The sequence below is a fragment of the Clostridium sp. 1001271B_151109_B4 genome (assembly GCF_015670405.1).
GTDB lineage: Bacteria > Bacillota > Clostridia > Clostridiales > Clostridiaceae > Clostridium.
Map to the genome: position 1 here is coordinate 58,721 of NZ_JADPBQ010000017.1, position 16,200 is coordinate 74,920.

Here is a 16,200-nt window from a genome sequence, read left to right on the forward strand (position 1 = left end):
AAAAAATGTAAAATATTATGTATATTACTTTTAAAGTTTTTTACTTTTTTTAACAAATATATTGACTGTATATTTTTTTAGATTTATACTAATAATATAAATAAAGATAATATCGCGGGGTGGAGCAGTCGGTAGCTCGTTGGGCTCATAACCCAAAGGTCGTAGGTTCAAGTCCTGCTCCCGCAACCAAAAAAGGATGTCATATGACATCCTTTTTTCATTTATATCTTTATATTTACTTTAGTGAATTTACAGACATAATAAATTGTTTTGCTACTCTATTAGATCTACCACTACTTAATGCTGCCCACTTAATTGCTTCCCCTTTTAATGTTTCCTTTGGTAAATTAATATTATAAATTTCAGCTAGTTTGTATACCGTATTTAAATAATCATTTTGGTTTCCTACTGAAAAAGTCAATGTTATTCCAAATCTTTCAGCTAAAGAATGCTTTTCTTCAACTGTTTCTCTAGCATGAATTTCTTCGCCTTGTCTATCATTAAATCCTTCTCTTATTAAATTCCTTCTATTTGAAGTTGCATAAATCAAAGCATTTTTCGGTTTTACTTCTAATCCACCTTCTATTAATGCTTTCATATTTTTATATTCATATTCAAACTCTTCAAATAAAACTCCTCATTCTTCTACCCCCATTAAAACAAAATTAATTATATAATACATTTTCATCCATTTTTATTCAATAAAAAAAAGATATAGAGTATTTATTTAATACTCTATACCCATAATCTATATCCTTAATACTCTTCTTTAAATAATACTGCTTTTATCTATTTTCTATTTATTACTTTTACCTGTATACCTTCCATAACATCAAAAGCTTTTTCATGTAATTCTTCATTAAATCCTGCACATAACTTAGCATCAACTAAAATTTCTGCATTAGTATATTGTGATTGAAACATTACTACATTACTTATTACACAAATATTTGTTACTACACCAATAATTTCAATACAATTAATATTTTCTCCAAGTTTTTCACTTAATTCAATCATTTTAATAGGCGAAATACCAAATGCTCCCTTATTTATATGGATTGTATTTTTATTGTTGATAAATTCACTAAGTTTTCCATAAAGTTCATGTCCTTCAGTATTTAAAATACAATGGGTTACAGGTAAATTCTTACCTTCTCTAGTTGTTAAATAATCCTCTGTATGAGTATCATATGTAAATACTACTCTATCTCCTTTTGACAAATAACTATTTACTTTTTCATATATTCCCTCTTCTATTTCTTTAGCTTTTTCAAATCCTAATGCTCCATCTACAAAATCCTTTTGATAATCTACTACAACCAATACTCTTTTCATTATCCATCCTCCTAACTATAAATTAATTAAATATATTTTACCACAACACCTATCTAAATGTTACTTCTGTATATACACTTATTTTGAAAAATTCCATATTTAATTTCTTAAAAATTTCTGATATTTAACTTTTTTACCTTTATTAAAAGGTTAATCTTTTATATAATGGTAAAGTAATAAATTATATGGTTAAATTTTGGAGGTAATTTAATGGAATTTTTAGAAATTATAAAAGCCATAATTCTCGGTATCGTTGAAGGGGTAACCGAATGGCTTCCTGTTAGTAGTACTGGTCACATGATTTTAGTTGACGAATTTTTAAAACTAAATGTTTCAAAAGAATTTATGGAAATGTTTTTAGTAGTTATCCAGCTTGGAGCTATTTTGGCAGTTATTTTATTATATTGGAAAAAGATTTTCCCTTTTAAATTTGATAATGGTGTTAAAGTTGAAAAAGATACAATTATAATGTGGGTTAAAATATTAATTGCTTGTGTTCCTGCAGCTATAGTGGGACTTTTATGGGATGATTATTTAAATGCTTTATTTTATAACCCAACTACTGTTGCAATTATGTTAATTTTATTTGGTATCCTATTTATTGTTATTGAAAACTACAATAAAGGTAAAAATCCTAAAATAAATAGTTTAACAGAAATAACATATACAGTTGCTGTAATGATAGGTTTATTTCAATTAATAGCAGCTGTTTTCCCTGGTACTTCTCGTTCTGGTGCAACTATAGTTGGTGCATTATTAATAGGTGTTTCAAGAACTGTAGCAGCTGAATTTACTTTCTTCCTTGCTATTCCTGTTATGTTAGGTGCAAGTGCATTAAAACTTGTTAAGTTTGGATTAAAGACTGGCTTTGTTATGACTGGAAATGAGCTTACTATATTATTAGTTGGAATGATTGTTGCATTTATTGTATCAATTCTAGCAATCAAATTCCTTATGTCTTATATTAAAAATAATGATTTTAAAGTATTTGGATGGTACAGAATTGTGCTTGGAATATTAGTATTAGCATATTTCTATATTATAAGATAATCTTTACATAAAAAAGACTGAGTAAACTTACTCAGTCTTTTTTAGTACAACTCATAAATATCTGAAAACTCAATATTAATCTTTTGTACTAATGGTTGGTTTTCTGCCTCTATTATCCTACTATTATTATCATTATCTTCTTCCATTCTTACATTTGGAAGCTTTATAACAATCTCACAGCCTTTTTCAACTTCTTTTTCTAAATAAACTATTCCCCCATGAAGTTCTATTAAGGACTTTACTAATGAAAGCCCAATTCCACTTCCTTCTTTCTTTCTATTAAAAGATTTATCTTCTTGAACAAATCTTTCAAAAACATGCTCACTAACATCTTTTGATATACCACTTCCATCATCTTTGACTCTGATTGTAACAAATTCATCATCCGCATCCATTAAAACACTTATGTTTCCATTATCATCAGAAAATTTGACTGAATTAGATAATAAATTTAAAATTACTCTCTCTATACTTTCAGGATCACATTTTATTATAAGTTCTTCAACGTATGTATCAAATAAAACATTAATATTTTTTGCTTCAACATAAGGAATAATTGACAACGTAATATCTTCTACTAAACTGACGATTTCATAATTTCCAAAGTTAAGATTCATAAATCCAGAATCTATCTTTGTAATATCAACAAGATTATTTACTAATCTTAATAATCTAAAGCAATTTTGTTTTATAGTTCCTTCATATTTGCAATAAGCTTTCCATAAAGCATTTTCACCTTGACTTTTGCTAATTTCAAGTAATTGAAAACATGAATAAATTATATTAATAGGTGTTTTAATTTCATGTGATAAATTTGCAAAGAACTGAGTCTTTGCTTTTTCAATCTCTTTAATTTCATTATATTTTTTTTGAAAGTCTCTTAAATTATTCACTTGATTATTTAATTTATTACTTACTTCTATTCTTCTAACAACTTCAACATATAATCCAACAAGTAAAATTAAATATGCTATAGTACTTAAAAAACTATTATAAACTAATACTTTCTCTGCATATTTAGAAAAAATATTTAAATAAAAAATTCTTCTAATTGTAAATATACTTATAGTAGTAATAAATATGGTGTAAATAAACTCATTTTTTCTTATACACCTTTTTACTAGGCTAAGTAATAATATTACATAATATATTAACAAACTACATTGAATTATATTCCAAAGATAAATACTTTTTATTGAAAATATATTGCTTAAATTTAATTTCACTTCCATAAATGTCCCTATAATATTTATTAAAATAATTAATATTACAGAAAGCTTCTTTCTACTAACAATCTTATATGCATATTTACTTTCGTTTAATATTGCAATAGTAAGTAAAAATATTCTTACTACAAATGGAAATGTTATTAAATGCGCACTTAATCCAATATTTTCAATTATAAAATTTACAAAAATACATTCAATAAATATACTTATATATGATAATTTCAAAATAAAAAACTCATTATTTTTGTATATGTAATAATATAACAAACAACATGGAATTGCTATTAATCCAAGTAATACATTAATTGTATTAATATCTTGTATAAATATAGTTCTTTTTAACTTATTTATATCTAATATTTCTATACCAACAATGGAAAAACATAAAAATAATACCGTTCCAATTAACATATATAAAATATATCTTCTACTTTTCTTTTCATATTCTCTAATACTATTCTCTTTCATATATCCCCTTAACATTTGTTTCTAATATTATTTTTTAGCACAATATTTACATGATTATATCATATTTTCTATAATATTGGAAATTAATTTCTAATATTATGAATCATTAATTAAATTATTGCTAGAATTTTTTCATTAGTTTGCATATACTATCCTAAGCAATAATTTAAGTGATATTATGAACTATACCATAGAATTAAATGATTGTATTTTACTTGGGTCCGGGGCTGAAGGAAGTGTTTTTCTTACTCCAGAGGGTTTTGCTATTAAGCAGTTTAATACAATAAAAGCTGCTAAAAAAGAGGTTTCTATTCTTGATGATGTAAAGGATAGTCCTTTTTTTCCAAATGTATTGATTAGAGTGAGCAATATAGTTGTTAGAGAATATGTCCAAGGTGAAAATCTCTATGAATATATTCAAAAAAAAGGCTTATCATATTCTCTTTCTAAAGAAATAATCGATCTACTAGAAGATTTAAAAAGATTAAAATTCAAAAGACTTAATGTTAGAAATGCTCATATTTTTATTGATTCTAATGAAAAAATAAAAATTATTGATCCAAGAAAACCTTATGTAAAAAACACCCCCTATCCTAAAGACATAATTAAATTGCTTTTGAAGTTAAAAGTATTTGATAAGTTCTTACAAGATTTATTAAATTATAGACCTGATTTATTAGATTATTGGATTGACGGATATAATTATGTAGCCAATAATTACAGACATGTACTAAGGTACTGATTAAAATATTACTATATAATATTTTTTAGTGCTAAATTTTTAAGTGGTAAGTTAATATTGAAACTCCTAACGGATTTTCTAAAAATATAGTTTGAACTAAATCAACTTATATTTATTTTTTAACTTACCACTTTAATTTACTGCTTATTTTTTATTTCTTTCTTACTAAATTAGTATTAAATTTAGCTACATACTTTCGATTGATACTACATCATACCCTTGATCTTCAATTTTTTCTTTAATTTCATCATTGTTAGAAGATGTTTCAACTACTGCATACTTCTCTTCTAAATTCACTTGAATTTTGCCTGAATCTTTTAGTTCTGCTAAAGCTTCTTTTACATGATTTACACAATGATTACAACTCATACCTTCAATAAATATCTTTTTTAACATTAATATCTCCTCCTTAAATTATCAAAACCAAATATAAAAATTTCATATTTATATTGTTAATTTTATTTAATAAAATTATTTATAAAATAATTATTTTTTACTAATTAAGTTTTAAGCCTTAAACTTCTTAAGTCTTAAAGCATTCGCTAATACTGAAACTGAGCTTAAACTCATTGCTGCTGCAGCAATCATTGGATTAAGTAATGGTCCTCCAAATATGTGTAACACCCCCATTGCTACAGGTATACCTAAAACATTATATCCAAATGCCCAGAATAAATTTTGTTTTATATTTCTTATTGTTGCTTTACTTAACTTAATAGCTACTATAACGTCCATTAAATCACTTCTCATAAGTACTATATCTGCTGATTCAATAGCTACATCTGTCCCTGATCCAATTGCTATCCCTATATCTGCTTGTGCTAACGCTGGTGCATCATTAATTCCGTCTCCTACCATTGCAACTTTATTATCTTTTCCTTGAAGCTTTTTAACTTCGTTTGCCTTATCTTCAGGTAACACCTCTGATAAAACTATATCTATTCCTACTTGTTTTGCAATAGCTTCAGCAGTCTTTTTATTATCTCCTGTAATCATTGCAACTTTAATACCCATATCATGAAGTTCTTTAATGGCAGTAATACTACTTGGCTTTACTGTATCAGCAACTGCGATAATTCCTTCTAATGAATTATTTATTGCGATAAACATAGGCGTTTTACCTTCCTGTGCTAATCTATCTGATTCAACCTTTAATTCACCTATATCTATAGACTTTTCTTTCATTAGCTTTAAGTTTCCTAGTAAAATAGATTCATTCTCTATTACTACCTCTATTCCATGACCAGGTATTGCATTAAAGTTCTCTAATGATTTTAATTCAATATTTTTTTCTATTGCTTCTCTTACTATAGCTTCACCTAAAGGATGTTCAGATCCCTTTTCTGCACTTGCAGCTAAAGCTAATAATACATCCTTTTCTTTTCCTCTAGATATTATATCAGTAACAACTGGTTTTCCTTCTGTTATTGTGCCTGTTTTATCAAATACTATAGTATTAATTTTATGAGTAACTTCTAATGCTTCTCCACCTTTAATTAACACCCCATTTTCTGCACCTTTACCTGTTCCAACCATTATTGCTGTAGGTGTTGCTAACCCTAAAGCACAAGGACAAGCAATTACTAATACTGATATAAATATTGTTAATGCAAATACTGGTGTTTCTCCAGCTATTAACCATGCAATTGCTGAAAAAATAGCAAGCCCAATTACTATTGGAACAAAATACGCTGAAATAACATCTGCCATCTTTGCAATTGGTGCTTTTGATCCTTGTGCATCTTCAACTAATTTAATTATTTGAGATAATGCTGTATCTTTTCCAACCTTTGTAGCTTTATATTTAATAAATCCTGTTTTGTTAATACTTGCACCTATTACATTGCTTCCCACAGCTTTTTCAACTGGTATACTTTCGCCAGTAAGCATGGATTCATCTATTGCTGTTGAACCCTCAATAACTTCACCATCAACTGGTAATTTTTCTCCTGGCTTAACTAATATTATATCTCCAACTACAACTTCATCTATTGGAATTACTATTTCATTACCTTCTCTGATAATAGTTGCTGTTTTTGGTGCTAATCCCATTAATTTTTTAATTGCTTCAGATGTTTTTCCTTTTGATATTGCTTCTAAATATTTACCAAGTGTTATAAGTGTCAATATTGTAACCGCTGCTTCAAAATATAAATGCATAGCATAGCTTGTATCACCACTAGCTATTTTATACATTCCAAATACACTATAAAGAAAAGCTGCACTTGTTCCTACAGCTATTAGTGAATCCATATTTGGACTTAACTTTATCAAATTTTTAAATCCAATTAAATAGAATTTATATCCTATAGCCATAACCGGAACTGTTAATATAATTTGAAATACAGCAAAGTTCATTGGATTAACCATAGGATCTATTATCTTAGGCAATGGCATTCCCACCATGTGTCCCATAGTAACTATTAAAAGTGGAATAGTGAAAATACATGAGAAAATAAGTCTTCTTAATAATTTATCTTTATCAGATATTTTTTTTTCTGTATTTTCTTTTTCCTCTTCTCTTACAAGCTTATAACCAGCTTTTTCTACAACTCTTTTAATATCTCCGTAAGTTACTATATCGTCATCAACTGTAATACTCATTTTTTCAGTAGTTAAATTAACTATCGAATCCTGAACACCTTCTATTTTTTTTGTTACTTTTTCAACTCTACCAGCACATACTGCACATGTCATTCCTTCTACCTTATAAGTATAAGTTTTAATATTTTTAATTACTGAATACCCAAGAGATTCAACTTTGTTTTCTATTTCATTTGATGTTACTTTATTTTCATCAAAACTTACTGTTAATGTTTCTGTAGTAAAATTAACATTAGCATCCTTAACGCCTTCCATTTTTTTAATTCCACGTTCTACTCTATTTGCACATGCAGAACATGTCATTCCACCAATTTTATATTTTTTATCCATTTAATTTCTCTCCTTTCCTTATTTAGATATCTTCTCAAAAAGATTCATTATTTCATCTATCTTTTCATCGCCATTATTATTTATTATCGCCTCTTTAACACAATGATCTAAATGCCTTTTTAAAATTTGCATATTTGCCTTTTTCAACAATGATTGAACTGCAATTATTTGATTAGAAATGTCAATACAGTATCTTTCATCTTCAATCATTTTTATTATTCCTTCAATTTGTCCTTTTGCTATTTTTAAATTTTGAATTGCTTTTTTTCTTTCTTCCATAGTTCTCCTCCATATCCCCCTCCCCAGGGGGGTATATTAAAATTATAATACTTTTTATTTCTATGTCAATATTAATATTTTTTATTATTTCTTATTCTTTATACAAAATTTTATTGCTACTTATCCCTATATTTATCAGATATATTTTTTAATTTCTTAGGTTAAACTATTTATGTGTTATTAGTGGAAATCTTTTATAGATGCAAAATTAATAACTAATTTAATATTTTAGTTAAAAGAGGTGAATGAAATGAGTAAATGTTGTTCAAAATCTGATCCTAGCTGTAAGGATTATGCAGAAAAAGTAAAAAATAAGGCAAATGAAAAAACACCTTATGAAATTGATAAACCAACTAAACATTTTTAAAATTAAATTTTCAAATATAAAATTAATATGCTCCTCATATAGTTTTATCATTTAAATTAGATACTATATAAGGAGCATATTTTATTAATTTATAAAATTTTATTTATTTTTATAACTATCTACTAACATCATAAAGAATTTAAATAATACTACTGATATTATACCAGTTGTTATGTACATTTGAATTCCAGCTATTTGATTTACAATATAACCAAAAGTTTCATATCCTTGACCTATTAAGTAAGCAGACATCTTTGTTGAAGCTACAATTCCTATAGCCATAGGGAACGTAAGTCCTGCAAATCCTGGATGGAAAATATATGAGAAGAATTTTGGTAATTTGCTTATTATGAATATTAATGCACAAATTACTGCAAAGTATAAATAATAAACTATAAATTTATTTGGTGTTTCAATAAAATTAAGGTAACTTACTAAACAAAGACTTGATGGTGCAAGTACAATTGCTTGAGTATGATACATTGGATCTTTTATTTCATATTTTGCTAATCTATAAATCATAAATGGAATTATTATAGTAAATACTGCAATACCATAATATACAACTATTTTACCTATTAAAGGTTCATTCATAACTCCACCAACTACTGTAGAAACCATTATACCATTATATGTAACAAACCAACTTGGAACGAAAGTTTGCATATTAACACCTTTTACTACGTTTTTGTATGTAAATATTAGAATGTGAATTGCATGTAATATTAAACCTATAAACCAAAGCGCCTTACCAAAAGCCGCATTATAAGTATAAATATAACTACCTATAATCATAGTTATCATTGTGAATCCTGCATAAAGTGATGCTGGAACTGTATTTGAATATTCATTTTTTACAGTATCAAAGTGAACAACTATTTTAACTATATATGCTATTAAAACCGCAATTGCTGCCCATATAGTTAAATGTCTTACCCATGTATATCCCATACCTGAGTACACATTCGCTAAAGTTGATGCCCCTACCATGGTTGGTAAAATTGGAACTGGTAAGTTTTTAATCTTTTGTATTAGTGACTTATTATTCATGATTCCTCCTAAAATTTAAAATAAACTAATAAATAAGTTCTATATATAGCTTGTGTAATAGAGTGAAATTAAATTCACTTGTTAATTTTTTCACTTTTCATTTAACAAATTTACTTACTCACTCATCAACAATAGTTATTATACTTATAGATACTATTCAAGTATGTGATTTTTATCACAATATTGTTAATTTTTTAATTATTTTTTTAAATATTTTATTAAACTAAAAATATAAAATAATATTAATAAAAAAGAACTGTGTTATTACAGTTCTTTAATTTTGTCGCTTTATAAAAGTTATGCTATAAACTTAATATCTTTTTCCCAGTATCAACTAACTCGCATTTATCTCCTACTCTAACTTTTCCACCTTTTAATACTCTTGTGAAAATTCCATTCTTAGGCATTATACACTCTCCTACTTGATAGTATATTGCACATTTATCATGACATTCTTTTCCTATTTGAGTTACTTCTAAAAGAACATCATCTCCTACAGTTAATCTTTGTCCAACTGGAAGCTTATTTAATTCAAATCCTTCAATAACTAAATTTTCTCCAAAAGCGCCAAAATCAACATTTCCACCTTTATTTCTGAAATCTTCTATTTTTTCTAAAGCTAAAAGACTTACTTGTCTATGCCACTTTCCAGCATGAGCATCTCCTTCAATTCCAAACTCTTCTATAAAATTTGCTTCTGAAACTTCATTTTTTAATGTTCCCTTATGTTTACTTGTACAAATAGCAATTACTTTTCCCATTTCTTATCCTCCAATTTGATTCATAAACTTTAATTCTTTATTCTCACTTTTTTCTGAAAATAAATGTTTTTCTGGTTTGTCATATATATTTTCTTGTATAATTTCTCTTAAATTTTCGTCACTAATTCCTTTTCTAATCTTAGATTTTAAATCTACCCCATAATCAAAGTGAAGACATTGCTTTAAAAAACCTTCTGGAGTTAATCTTATTCTATTGCAATCTTCGCAAAAACAATTGCTTAATGCACTTATAAAACCAACCTTACCTTTTGCGCCTTTTAACTTAATATATGTAGCTGGTCCGCCACTTTTACTTCTTACTACTTTTTCATAATCAGTATAATTTTCTTCTATAACCTTTAGTACTTCTTCATTTATAACACCTTTATAATTAATTGCAATTCCAATTGGCATTAATTCAATAAAACGTATATCTATAGGTTTCTCTTTAGTAAGATTTACAAAATCAATTATTTCGTCTTTATTTACATCGTTAACTATAACAGTATTTAATTTTACTTTTATTCCTAACTCTATTGACTTATCTATGGCTGCTAAAACATTCTCTAACTTACCTAATCTAGTTAATTTACTAAATCTTTCTTCTTTTAATGAATCTAAACTAATGTTTACACCCTTCAGTCCATTTAACTTTAATTCTTCAAGTTTATCAGCTAGTAATATTCCATTTGTTGTCAGATAAATTTCTTCAATACCTGGAATATTATTTATTCTCCCTATAAGATTTACTATTCCTGCTCTAACTAATGGTTCCCCACCAGTTATTCTAATTTTTTTTATTCCAAGTTTAGCGCTTTCTTTTATAACTTTATATATTTCATCATCAGTTAACTTTTCATCATTTTTTAAGAAGTTATTTTCCTTCTCCTTCATACAATAAACACATCTTAAATTACAATTATCAGTTACCGATACCCTTAAGTAATCAATCTCTCTTTCAAACTTATCTTTCATATTAATTCAAAGGGTAAGTTAAAAGTTAAACTCCCCACTCTTTCCTCCTGTTTTTTTAAGCAAATGAGTTCCTTCGATAACCATTCTTTTATCAACTGCTTTACACATATCATAAATTGTTAATGCACTTACTGTTGCAGCTGTTAAAGCCTCCATTTCAACCCCTGTTTTATCAACTATTTTTACTGTTGCTGTAATTTCAATGGAACTCTCTTCTTTATTTATCTCAAAATCCACATTACAACTTGTAATCATTAATGGATGGCACATTGGAATTAAATTTGATGTTTGTTTACTAGCCATTATTCCTGCTATTCTAGCTACTCCTAACACATCTCCTTTACCAATCTTCCCTTTTTCTATTAACTCTAATGTTTCTCTACTAACTTTTATTTTTGAAACAGCAACTGCAACTCTAGCTGTTTCATTTTTTTCTGATACGTCAACCATTCTAGCATTTCCACTATTATCAAAGTGTGTCAATTTATTATCCATAATACAAGCCTACTTTCTAAAATTATTTTCCAAATGAACAATGCGGGAATGTACATACATTACAATCTAAACATAATCCACCATGTCCATATTCGACTATATCATCAATTGTTAATTTTTCATCACTTAAAACTCTTGGTAATACTAAATCAAGTACTGTTCTTTTAGAGTACATTGCACAGCTTGGTACTCCTAAAATTGGTGTATCACCATAATAAGCTAATAAGAACATAGCCCCTGGTAATACTGGAGATCCATATGTTACTAATTCACCACCACATTCCTTAATTGCTGTAGGTGTAACATCATCAGGATCTACAGACATTCCTCCTGTACAAATTATCATATCTACTTTTTCACTCAAACCTTTTTGAATTTCTTCAATAATTCTTTCCTTTTCATCTGGTAATATTACTTGACGTATTACTTCACTACCATAATACCCTAATTTTTGCTTTATTACTGGTAAAAAGGCATCCTTAATTCTCCCTTTATATACTTCATTACCAGTAGTTATTAATAAACACTTTTTAGGTTTTATTTCTGCTACACTAATTATCTTTTCTTTAATTAAATTTTCAGCAGTAATAATTTTTTCCTCATCTATTATTAATGGAATAACCCTTGTTGCTCCAACTTTTTCCCCCTTTTTAATTGGAGTATTATTATGCAACGTAGAAACTATAATTTCACCAACCGAATTTAATTTGAACAAATTATCTTTATCTATTTTTAATACTCCATCTCTATCAGCAAAGAAATCTACTTTTCCTTCTTTAATTTCATCTGAAAGCTTAATTCCTTCTCCTACAACTAAATTTGAAATTCTTGTTGCTGCATCATTTTCATGAAGCTGACCTTCTGTAGGTTCCCAAACATAAACATGTTCTTTCCCAATAGATAGTAATTTTTCTATATCTTCTTCTTTAATTATATGACCTTTTTTAAATAATCTTCCTTTAAATTCACCAGGAATTATTTGAGTTACATCATGAGAAAGTATAGTTCCTACTGCATCTTCTACTTTTATCATTTTCATATTAATTTACCCCCTATTACTTTCTAGCACATTCTTTTGAAGTTCCTAATAATATATCAATTCCGTGTTTAATATCATCTAATGCATAATCTAATGCTTCCTTACAAGCCTTTGGACTTCCTGGTAAATTAACAATTAATGTATCTTTTCTTATACCAGACACAGCCCTTGAAAGCATAGCTCTTTTAGTAATTTGCATACTATACATTCTTATTGCTTCGCATATTCCAGGTGCCTCCCTATCAATTATTGCTTTAGTAGCTTCTGGTGTTATATCCCTTTTAGAAAATCCAGTTCCACCTGTACTTAATATTAAGTTAACTTTAAGCTCATCACTCATAACTTTAAATTCATTTTCTAACATTTCTTTTTCATCCGGTAATATGACTTGTTTTACTACAGTAAATCCCGCAGCTTCAACTAACTCTTTTACTACAGCCCCACTTTTATCTTCTCTTTCTCCAGCATAACCTTTATCACTACTTGTAATTATACCAACTGTATACATTATAATTCCTCCAATTCTTTATATTCTTTTTCCGTATTTATATTTAAAAAATCTTTTTCAATAAATTTTTTTTCTTGATTTCCATCTATAACTTTATAATTTAAAGATTTTATCAATAATTGAAGTTTATTATTATTTTTTTTTATTGCATTTTCAATACTAGGAATGCTCTTTTTTGAATATACTGCACATAATGGCTGTAGCCTTCCAGAAACCTCCGGTATTAACACTTCATATTCTCCATTATAATTTCCTAATACATTTAAAGTTTCACTAGTTATAAGTGGCATATCACATGCTATACATAAAACTTCATCTGTAGTTGAATTCATAAGAGCTGAATGTATTCCACTTAAAGGACCATTCCCCTTATATATATCTTCAATTACTCTTAAATTAAATCCTTCATATTCTTCTTTTTTATTTGCAATTATTATTATTTCTTTATAATCTTTACCTGCATCAATTATATGTTCTATAAATTTACGCTCCTTATAATTTAATAACGCCTTATTATTATAGTTCATTCTACTACTTTTACCACCAGCTAAAATAGCCAATGTCTTGTTTATCATAAGCATCTATCTCCTAAAATTTAATGATATCAACTGTTTCACCACTGTGAAGAGCTTCGCTTCCACCCTCTACTTCAATCATACAATTAGAATTTAAATTAGAACTTAATATTCCATTTCCACTTTTCACTTGTGTTATATATACCTTTTGTTTTCCATCTTCTATTACAACTCTACCCCTAATAAATCTTCTCTGAGGACTTTTTTTATTGAAATTATCACATAAAGTTGCTTTTTCTCTTTTAACTTCTATTTTTTCAATTCCACTTAATTTTTCTATTGATGTCTTAACAAACAACTCAAATGCTGTTAGTGCGGCAGTTGGATTTCCTGACAAACTAACCACAATAGCATTATTTACAATACTACAAAGTACTGCTGACCCTGGTTTCATTTTAACCTTCCAAAATAATCTTTTCCCACCTATATTGTCTATTGCATGATTTAATAAATCTTTTTCACCTACAGATACTCCACCAGTTGTAATTATTAAGTCAACATTTTGAGATATATTCTCTATATATTTCTCTATATCTCCTTCAACATCTCTTACATGCTTTACTTCTAAAATATTATATCCTAACTCAGAAACTCTCGCCATTATAGTATATTTATTACTGTTGAAAATTTTACCTTCCGTTAAATCACTATTTACATCTATAACCTCATCACCAGTACATAAAAGTGCAATTTTAGGATTTTTATATACCTTTATCTTTGCAATACCAGCACTTGCAATAATGCCTATATCTGCAAAATTTATCTTTCTATTTTTATTTACTAATAGAGATCCTTTTTTAATATCTTCACCTTTAAAACAAATATTATCATTAGCTTTTATTTTTTTAGTTAATGTTATATACTCGTCATCATTTTTGATAGTATCTTCTTGCTTTATTACTGCATTTGCTCCTTTTGGAATAGGAGCCCCAGTCATTATTCTTATTGCAGTTTTATTAGTTACTTCACAATTACTTACTTCACCAGCAAAGACCTTATCAATGATTTTTATTTTATCATTAGAACCACTATTTTCTGCTAATATTGCATATCCATCCATTGCTGACTTATTAAATGGTGGATTATCAATTAGCGAATATATATCCTCTGCTAAAACTCTTCCTGTTGCATTTATTAAGTCAATCTCTTCTGTTCCTATGGCTTTAACATTTTCATCTAATATATCTATTGCCTCTTCCAATGATATAAATGACTTCATTTGATATCCTCCTTAAAATATAAAAGACTTACTACTTCATATTTTAGTTATGAGTAATAAGCCTCAAATATAACAAAATTATTTTTAGTTATATATAACTAAAAATAAAACTATATATTTAAACAAAACTTATTTTCCTTCCCAAAACGTGGAGATAATATCTTTTCAAATATTACCCTTTAAATTTTATTTCAAATTTCGGCTTAAGTTCCTTAGATTTACTCCTTAGGATACTTAGCTCTAGAAAATATATTATTGATAATTTTCAAACTTAAATTCTTCTTCTTTTTCAATTAAATCTACAAGTTTTTCTACATCGTCTTTATTCACAACATTTATATTATTATCTAGATCTAAATGGGTATCGCTTGCAATAGCTATTAACTTTTCTTTTTGAGTTATAATCCTATCACTTACTCCATCTCTATAAACTTCGATTTTTCTTAAGTTACTATTTTTATATCCTTCAACTAAAATTATATCTTTATCCATTAACATTTTAATTATATCACTAAGTTCAATCTCTTCGTATAATTCTTTAATCATAGCAAATCTATTTTTTGATGAAATTACAACCGTTTCCGAACCTGCTTCTCTATGTTTATATGTATCTTTTCCTTTTTTATCTATATCAAATCCATGAACATCATGTTTTATAGTTGCTATACTATACCCTCTGTTTTTAAGTTCTTTTATTAAAGACTCTATTAGAAATGTCTTTCCAACATTTGAGCTATAACCTACAATATTTATTACCTTTGACATTTAGTTCATCCCTTAGTCTTTATTTTATCTTTATATTTTAAAAATCTGCTTTGATTTTAAATCTTATTAACATTTTTGTAAATATCTTTTATTTAAATTTAATAAGTTAGAGGCAAAAGGTTATTTAATATATATTAAAATTCTCTCCCTCTCCCTCTAACTTTTTTTATTATATATTCACTCCCCAAACTACCAAGTAGTTAACTTCCACTAGCTAAATCAGAGATTTAACGTATCAGTTGAAATTTGGGATCTTATAAAGGAAACTCGACTCCTTTCAGTCGCTGAGTAAGTTCGTCTTACCAAATTAAAATTTGGAGACTTACTTAGGAAACTCGACTCCTTTCAGTCGCCGAGTAAGTTCGTCTTACCAAATTAAAATTTGGAGACTTACTTAGGAAACTCGACT

Annotated in this window: 16 protein-coding genes, 1 tRNA gene, 1 pseudogene and 1 riboswitch; of the genes and pseudogenes, 3 read left to right on the plus strand and 15 right to left on the minus strand. The window is 27.2% G+C overall.

Annotated elements, in window-relative coordinates; genetic code table 11:
* Nucleotides 1–113: 113 nt before the first annotated feature.
* Nucleotides 114–189: transfer RNA gene (locus I4V63_RS12040), tRNA-Met, on the plus strand.
* A gap of 46 nt (nucleotides 190–235) precedes the next feature.
* Here the strand turns inward: I4V63_RS12040 and I4V63_RS12045 are convergent.
* Both I4V63_RS12045 and I4V63_RS12050 read right to left on the minus strand, forming a co-directional pair.
* A pseudogene (locus I4V63_RS12045) lies at nucleotides 236–616 on the minus strand (DUF815 domain-containing protein); the annotation flags it as partial.
* Between the two features lie 173 nt (nucleotides 617–789).
* Nucleotides 790–1,335 (minus strand): isochorismatase family cysteine hydrolase, encoded by a 546-nt coding sequence (locus tag I4V63_RS12050; protein WP_196001492.1) that lies wholly within the window; start codon nucleotides 1,333–1,335, stop codon nucleotides 790–792.
* A 210-nt stretch (nucleotides 1,336–1,545) separates the two neighbouring features.
* On the opposite strand from I4V63_RS12050, the gene I4V63_RS12055 reads away from it, so the two are divergent.
* The gene (locus tag I4V63_RS12055; RefSeq protein ID WP_196001493.1) at nucleotides 1,546–2,385 is read left to right on the plus strand and encodes an undecaprenyl-diphosphate phosphatase; all 840 of its coding nucleotides are present in this window, start codon (nucleotides 1,546–1,548) and stop codon (nucleotides 2,383–2,385) included.
* A gap of 41 nt (nucleotides 2,386–2,426) precedes the next feature.
* Here the strand turns inward: I4V63_RS12055 and I4V63_RS12060 are convergent, their stop codons facing one another.
* Nucleotides 2,427–4,082, minus strand: coding sequence for a HAMP domain-containing sensor histidine kinase (locus I4V63_RS12060; protein WP_196001494.1), 1,656 nt, complete (start codon nucleotides 4,080–4,082; stop codon nucleotides 2,427–2,429).
* Between the two features lie 178 nt (nucleotides 4,083–4,260).
* Here I4V63_RS12060 and I4V63_RS12065 point away from each other — a divergent pair, with 178 nt between their 5' ends.
* Nucleotides 4,261–4,824 (plus strand): serine/threonine protein kinase, encoded by a 564-nt coding sequence (locus I4V63_RS12065; RefSeq protein ID WP_196001495.1) that lies wholly within the window; start codon nucleotides 4,261–4,263, stop codon nucleotides 4,822–4,824.
* Between the two features lie 186 nt (nucleotides 4,825–5,010).
* Here I4V63_RS12065 and I4V63_RS12070 read toward each other — a convergent pair whose 3' ends face one another.
* From I4V63_RS12070 to mobB, 12 genes are all read right to left on the minus strand, one after another.
* A complete protein-coding gene (locus I4V63_RS12070; RefSeq protein ID WP_196001496.1) occupies nucleotides 5,011–5,220 on the minus strand; it encodes a cation transporter in 210 nt (69 codons plus the stop codon).
* Between the two features lie 111 nt (nucleotides 5,221–5,331).
* On the minus strand, nucleotides 5,332–7,758 hold the full coding sequence (locus tag I4V63_RS12075; protein ID WP_196001497.1) for a heavy metal translocating P-type ATPase: 2,427 nt from the start codon (nucleotides 7,756–7,758) through the stop codon (nucleotides 5,332–5,334).
* Between the two features lie 18 nt (nucleotides 7,759–7,776).
* Nucleotides 7,777–8,037, minus strand: a complete 261-nt coding sequence (locus I4V63_RS12080) for a metal-sensing transcriptional repressor (protein WP_196001498.1) — start codon at nucleotides 8,035–8,037, stop codon at nucleotides 7,777–7,779.
* A gap of 466 nt (nucleotides 8,038–8,503) precedes the next feature.
* Nucleotides 8,504–9,454, minus strand: coding sequence for a TDT family transporter (locus I4V63_RS12085; RefSeq protein WP_196001499.1), 951 nt, complete (start codon nucleotides 9,452–9,454; stop codon nucleotides 8,504–8,506).
* A gap of 302 nt (nucleotides 9,455–9,756) precedes the next feature.
* Nucleotides 9,757–10,215, minus strand: coding sequence for an MOSC domain-containing protein (locus tag I4V63_RS12090; protein WP_196001500.1), 459 nt, complete (start codon nucleotides 10,213–10,215; stop codon nucleotides 9,757–9,759).
* Nucleotides 10,216–10,218: 3 nt separating this feature from the next.
* Nucleotides 10,219–11,190 (minus strand): GTP 3',8-cyclase MoaA, encoded by a 972-nt coding sequence (gene moaA, locus I4V63_RS12095; protein WP_196001501.1) that lies wholly within the window; start codon nucleotides 11,188–11,190, stop codon nucleotides 10,219–10,221.
* A gap of 18 nt (nucleotides 11,191–11,208) precedes the next feature.
* Complete coding sequence (moaC, locus tag I4V63_RS12100; RefSeq protein ID WP_196001502.1) at nucleotides 11,209–11,685, minus strand: cyclic pyranopterin monophosphate synthase MoaC; 477 nt, start codon at nucleotides 11,683–11,685, stop codon at nucleotides 11,209–11,211.
* Nucleotides 11,686–11,707: 22 nt separating this feature from the next.
* Nucleotides 11,708–12,724 carry a molybdopterin-binding protein gene (locus I4V63_RS12105; RefSeq protein ID WP_196001503.1) on the minus strand — a complete coding sequence of 339 codons (1,017 nt, stop codon included), beginning with the start codon at nucleotides 12,722–12,724 and terminating at the stop codon, nucleotides 11,708–11,710.
* A gap of 16 nt (nucleotides 12,725–12,740) precedes the next feature.
* Complete coding sequence (locus I4V63_RS12110; RefSeq protein ID WP_042394814.1) at nucleotides 12,741–13,232, minus strand: MogA/MoaB family molybdenum cofactor biosynthesis protein; 492 nt, start codon at nucleotides 13,230–13,232, stop codon at nucleotides 12,741–12,743.
* Nucleotides 13,232–13,807 carry a molybdenum cofactor guanylyltransferase gene (locus tag I4V63_RS12115; RefSeq protein WP_196001504.1) on the minus strand — a complete coding sequence of 192 codons (576 nt, stop codon included), beginning with the start codon at nucleotides 13,805–13,807 and terminating at the stop codon, nucleotides 13,232–13,234. Before I4V63_RS12115 ends, I4V63_RS12110 begins: the two co-directional genes overlap by 1 nt.
* 13 nt (nucleotides 13,808–13,820) lie before the next feature.
* Nucleotides 13,821–15,026 carry a gephyrin-like molybdotransferase Glp gene (gene glp, locus I4V63_RS12120; protein WP_196001505.1) on the minus strand — a complete coding sequence of 402 codons (1,206 nt, stop codon included), beginning with the start codon at nucleotides 15,024–15,026 and terminating at the stop codon, nucleotides 13,821–13,823.
* A gap of 118 nt (nucleotides 15,027–15,144) precedes the next feature.
* A riboswitch (molybdenum cofactor riboswitch) is annotated at nucleotides 15,145–15,285 on the minus strand.
* Nucleotides 15,279–15,791: a molybdopterin-guanine dinucleotide biosynthesis protein B gene (mobB, locus tag I4V63_RS12125; RefSeq protein ID WP_196001506.1), complete on the minus strand. Its 513-nt coding sequence runs from the start codon at nucleotides 15,789–15,791 to the stop codon at nucleotides 15,279–15,281. (Overlaps the previous riboswitch by 7 nt.)
* Nucleotides 15,792–16,200 lie beyond the last annotated feature (409 nt).

Excerpts from the sequence above, each read along its gene's own strand:
- I4V63_RS12050 (WP_196001492.1), bottom strand. The coding sequence starts at position 1,335 with ATGAAAAGAGTATTGGTTGTAGTAGATTATCAAAAGGATTTTGTAGAT.
- I4V63_RS12055 (WP_196001493.1), top strand. The coding sequence starts at position 1,546 with ATGGAATTTTTAGAAATTATAAAAGCCATAATTCTCGGTATCGTTGAA.
- I4V63_RS12060 (WP_196001494.1), bottom strand. The coding sequence starts at position 4,082 with ATGAAAGAGAATAGTATTAGAGAATATGAAAAGAAAAGTAGAAGATAT.
- I4V63_RS12065 (WP_196001495.1), top strand. The coding sequence starts at position 4,261 with ATGAACTATACCATAGAATTAAATGATTGTATTTTACTTGGGTCCGGG.
- I4V63_RS12070 (WP_196001496.1), bottom strand. The coding sequence starts at position 5,220 with ATGTTAAAAAAGATATTTATTGAAGGTATGAGTTGTAATCATTGTGTA.
- I4V63_RS12075 (WP_196001497.1), bottom strand. The coding sequence starts at position 7,758 with ATGGATAAAAAATATAAAATTGGTGGAATGACATGTTCTGCATGTGCA.
- I4V63_RS12080 (WP_196001498.1), bottom strand. The coding sequence starts at position 8,037 with ATGGAAGAAAGAAAAAAAGCAATTCAAAATTTAAAAATAGCAAAAGGA.
- I4V63_RS12085 (WP_196001499.1), bottom strand. The coding sequence starts at position 9,454 with ATGAATAATAAGTCACTAATACAAAAGATTAAAAACTTACCAGTTCCA.
- I4V63_RS12090 (WP_196001500.1), bottom strand. The coding sequence starts at position 10,215 with ATGGGAAAAGTAATTGCTATTTGTACAAGTAAACATAAGGGAACATTA.
- moaA (WP_196001501.1), bottom strand. The coding sequence starts at position 11,190 with ATGAAAGATAAGTTTGAAAGAGAGATTGATTACTTAAGGGTATCGGTA.
- moaC (WP_196001502.1), bottom strand. The coding sequence starts at position 11,685 with ATGGATAATAAATTGACACACTTTGATAATAGTGGAAATGCTAGAATG.
- I4V63_RS12105 (WP_196001503.1), bottom strand. The coding sequence starts at position 12,724 with ATGAAAATGATAAAAGTAGAAGATGCAGTAGGAACTATACTTTCTCAT.
- I4V63_RS12110 (WP_042394814.1), bottom strand. The coding sequence starts at position 13,232 with ATGTATACAGTTGGTATAATTACAAGTAGTGATAAAGGTTATGCTGGA.
- I4V63_RS12115 (WP_196001504.1), bottom strand. The coding sequence starts at position 13,807 with ATGATAAACAAGACATTGGCTATTTTAGCTGGTGGTAAAAGTAGTAGA.
- glp (WP_196001505.1), bottom strand. The coding sequence starts at position 15,026 with ATGAAGTCATTTATATCATTGGAAGAGGCAATAGATATATTAGATGAA.
- mobB (WP_196001506.1), bottom strand. The coding sequence starts at position 15,791 with ATGTCAAAGGTAATAAATATTGTAGGTTATAGCTCAAATGTTGGAAAG.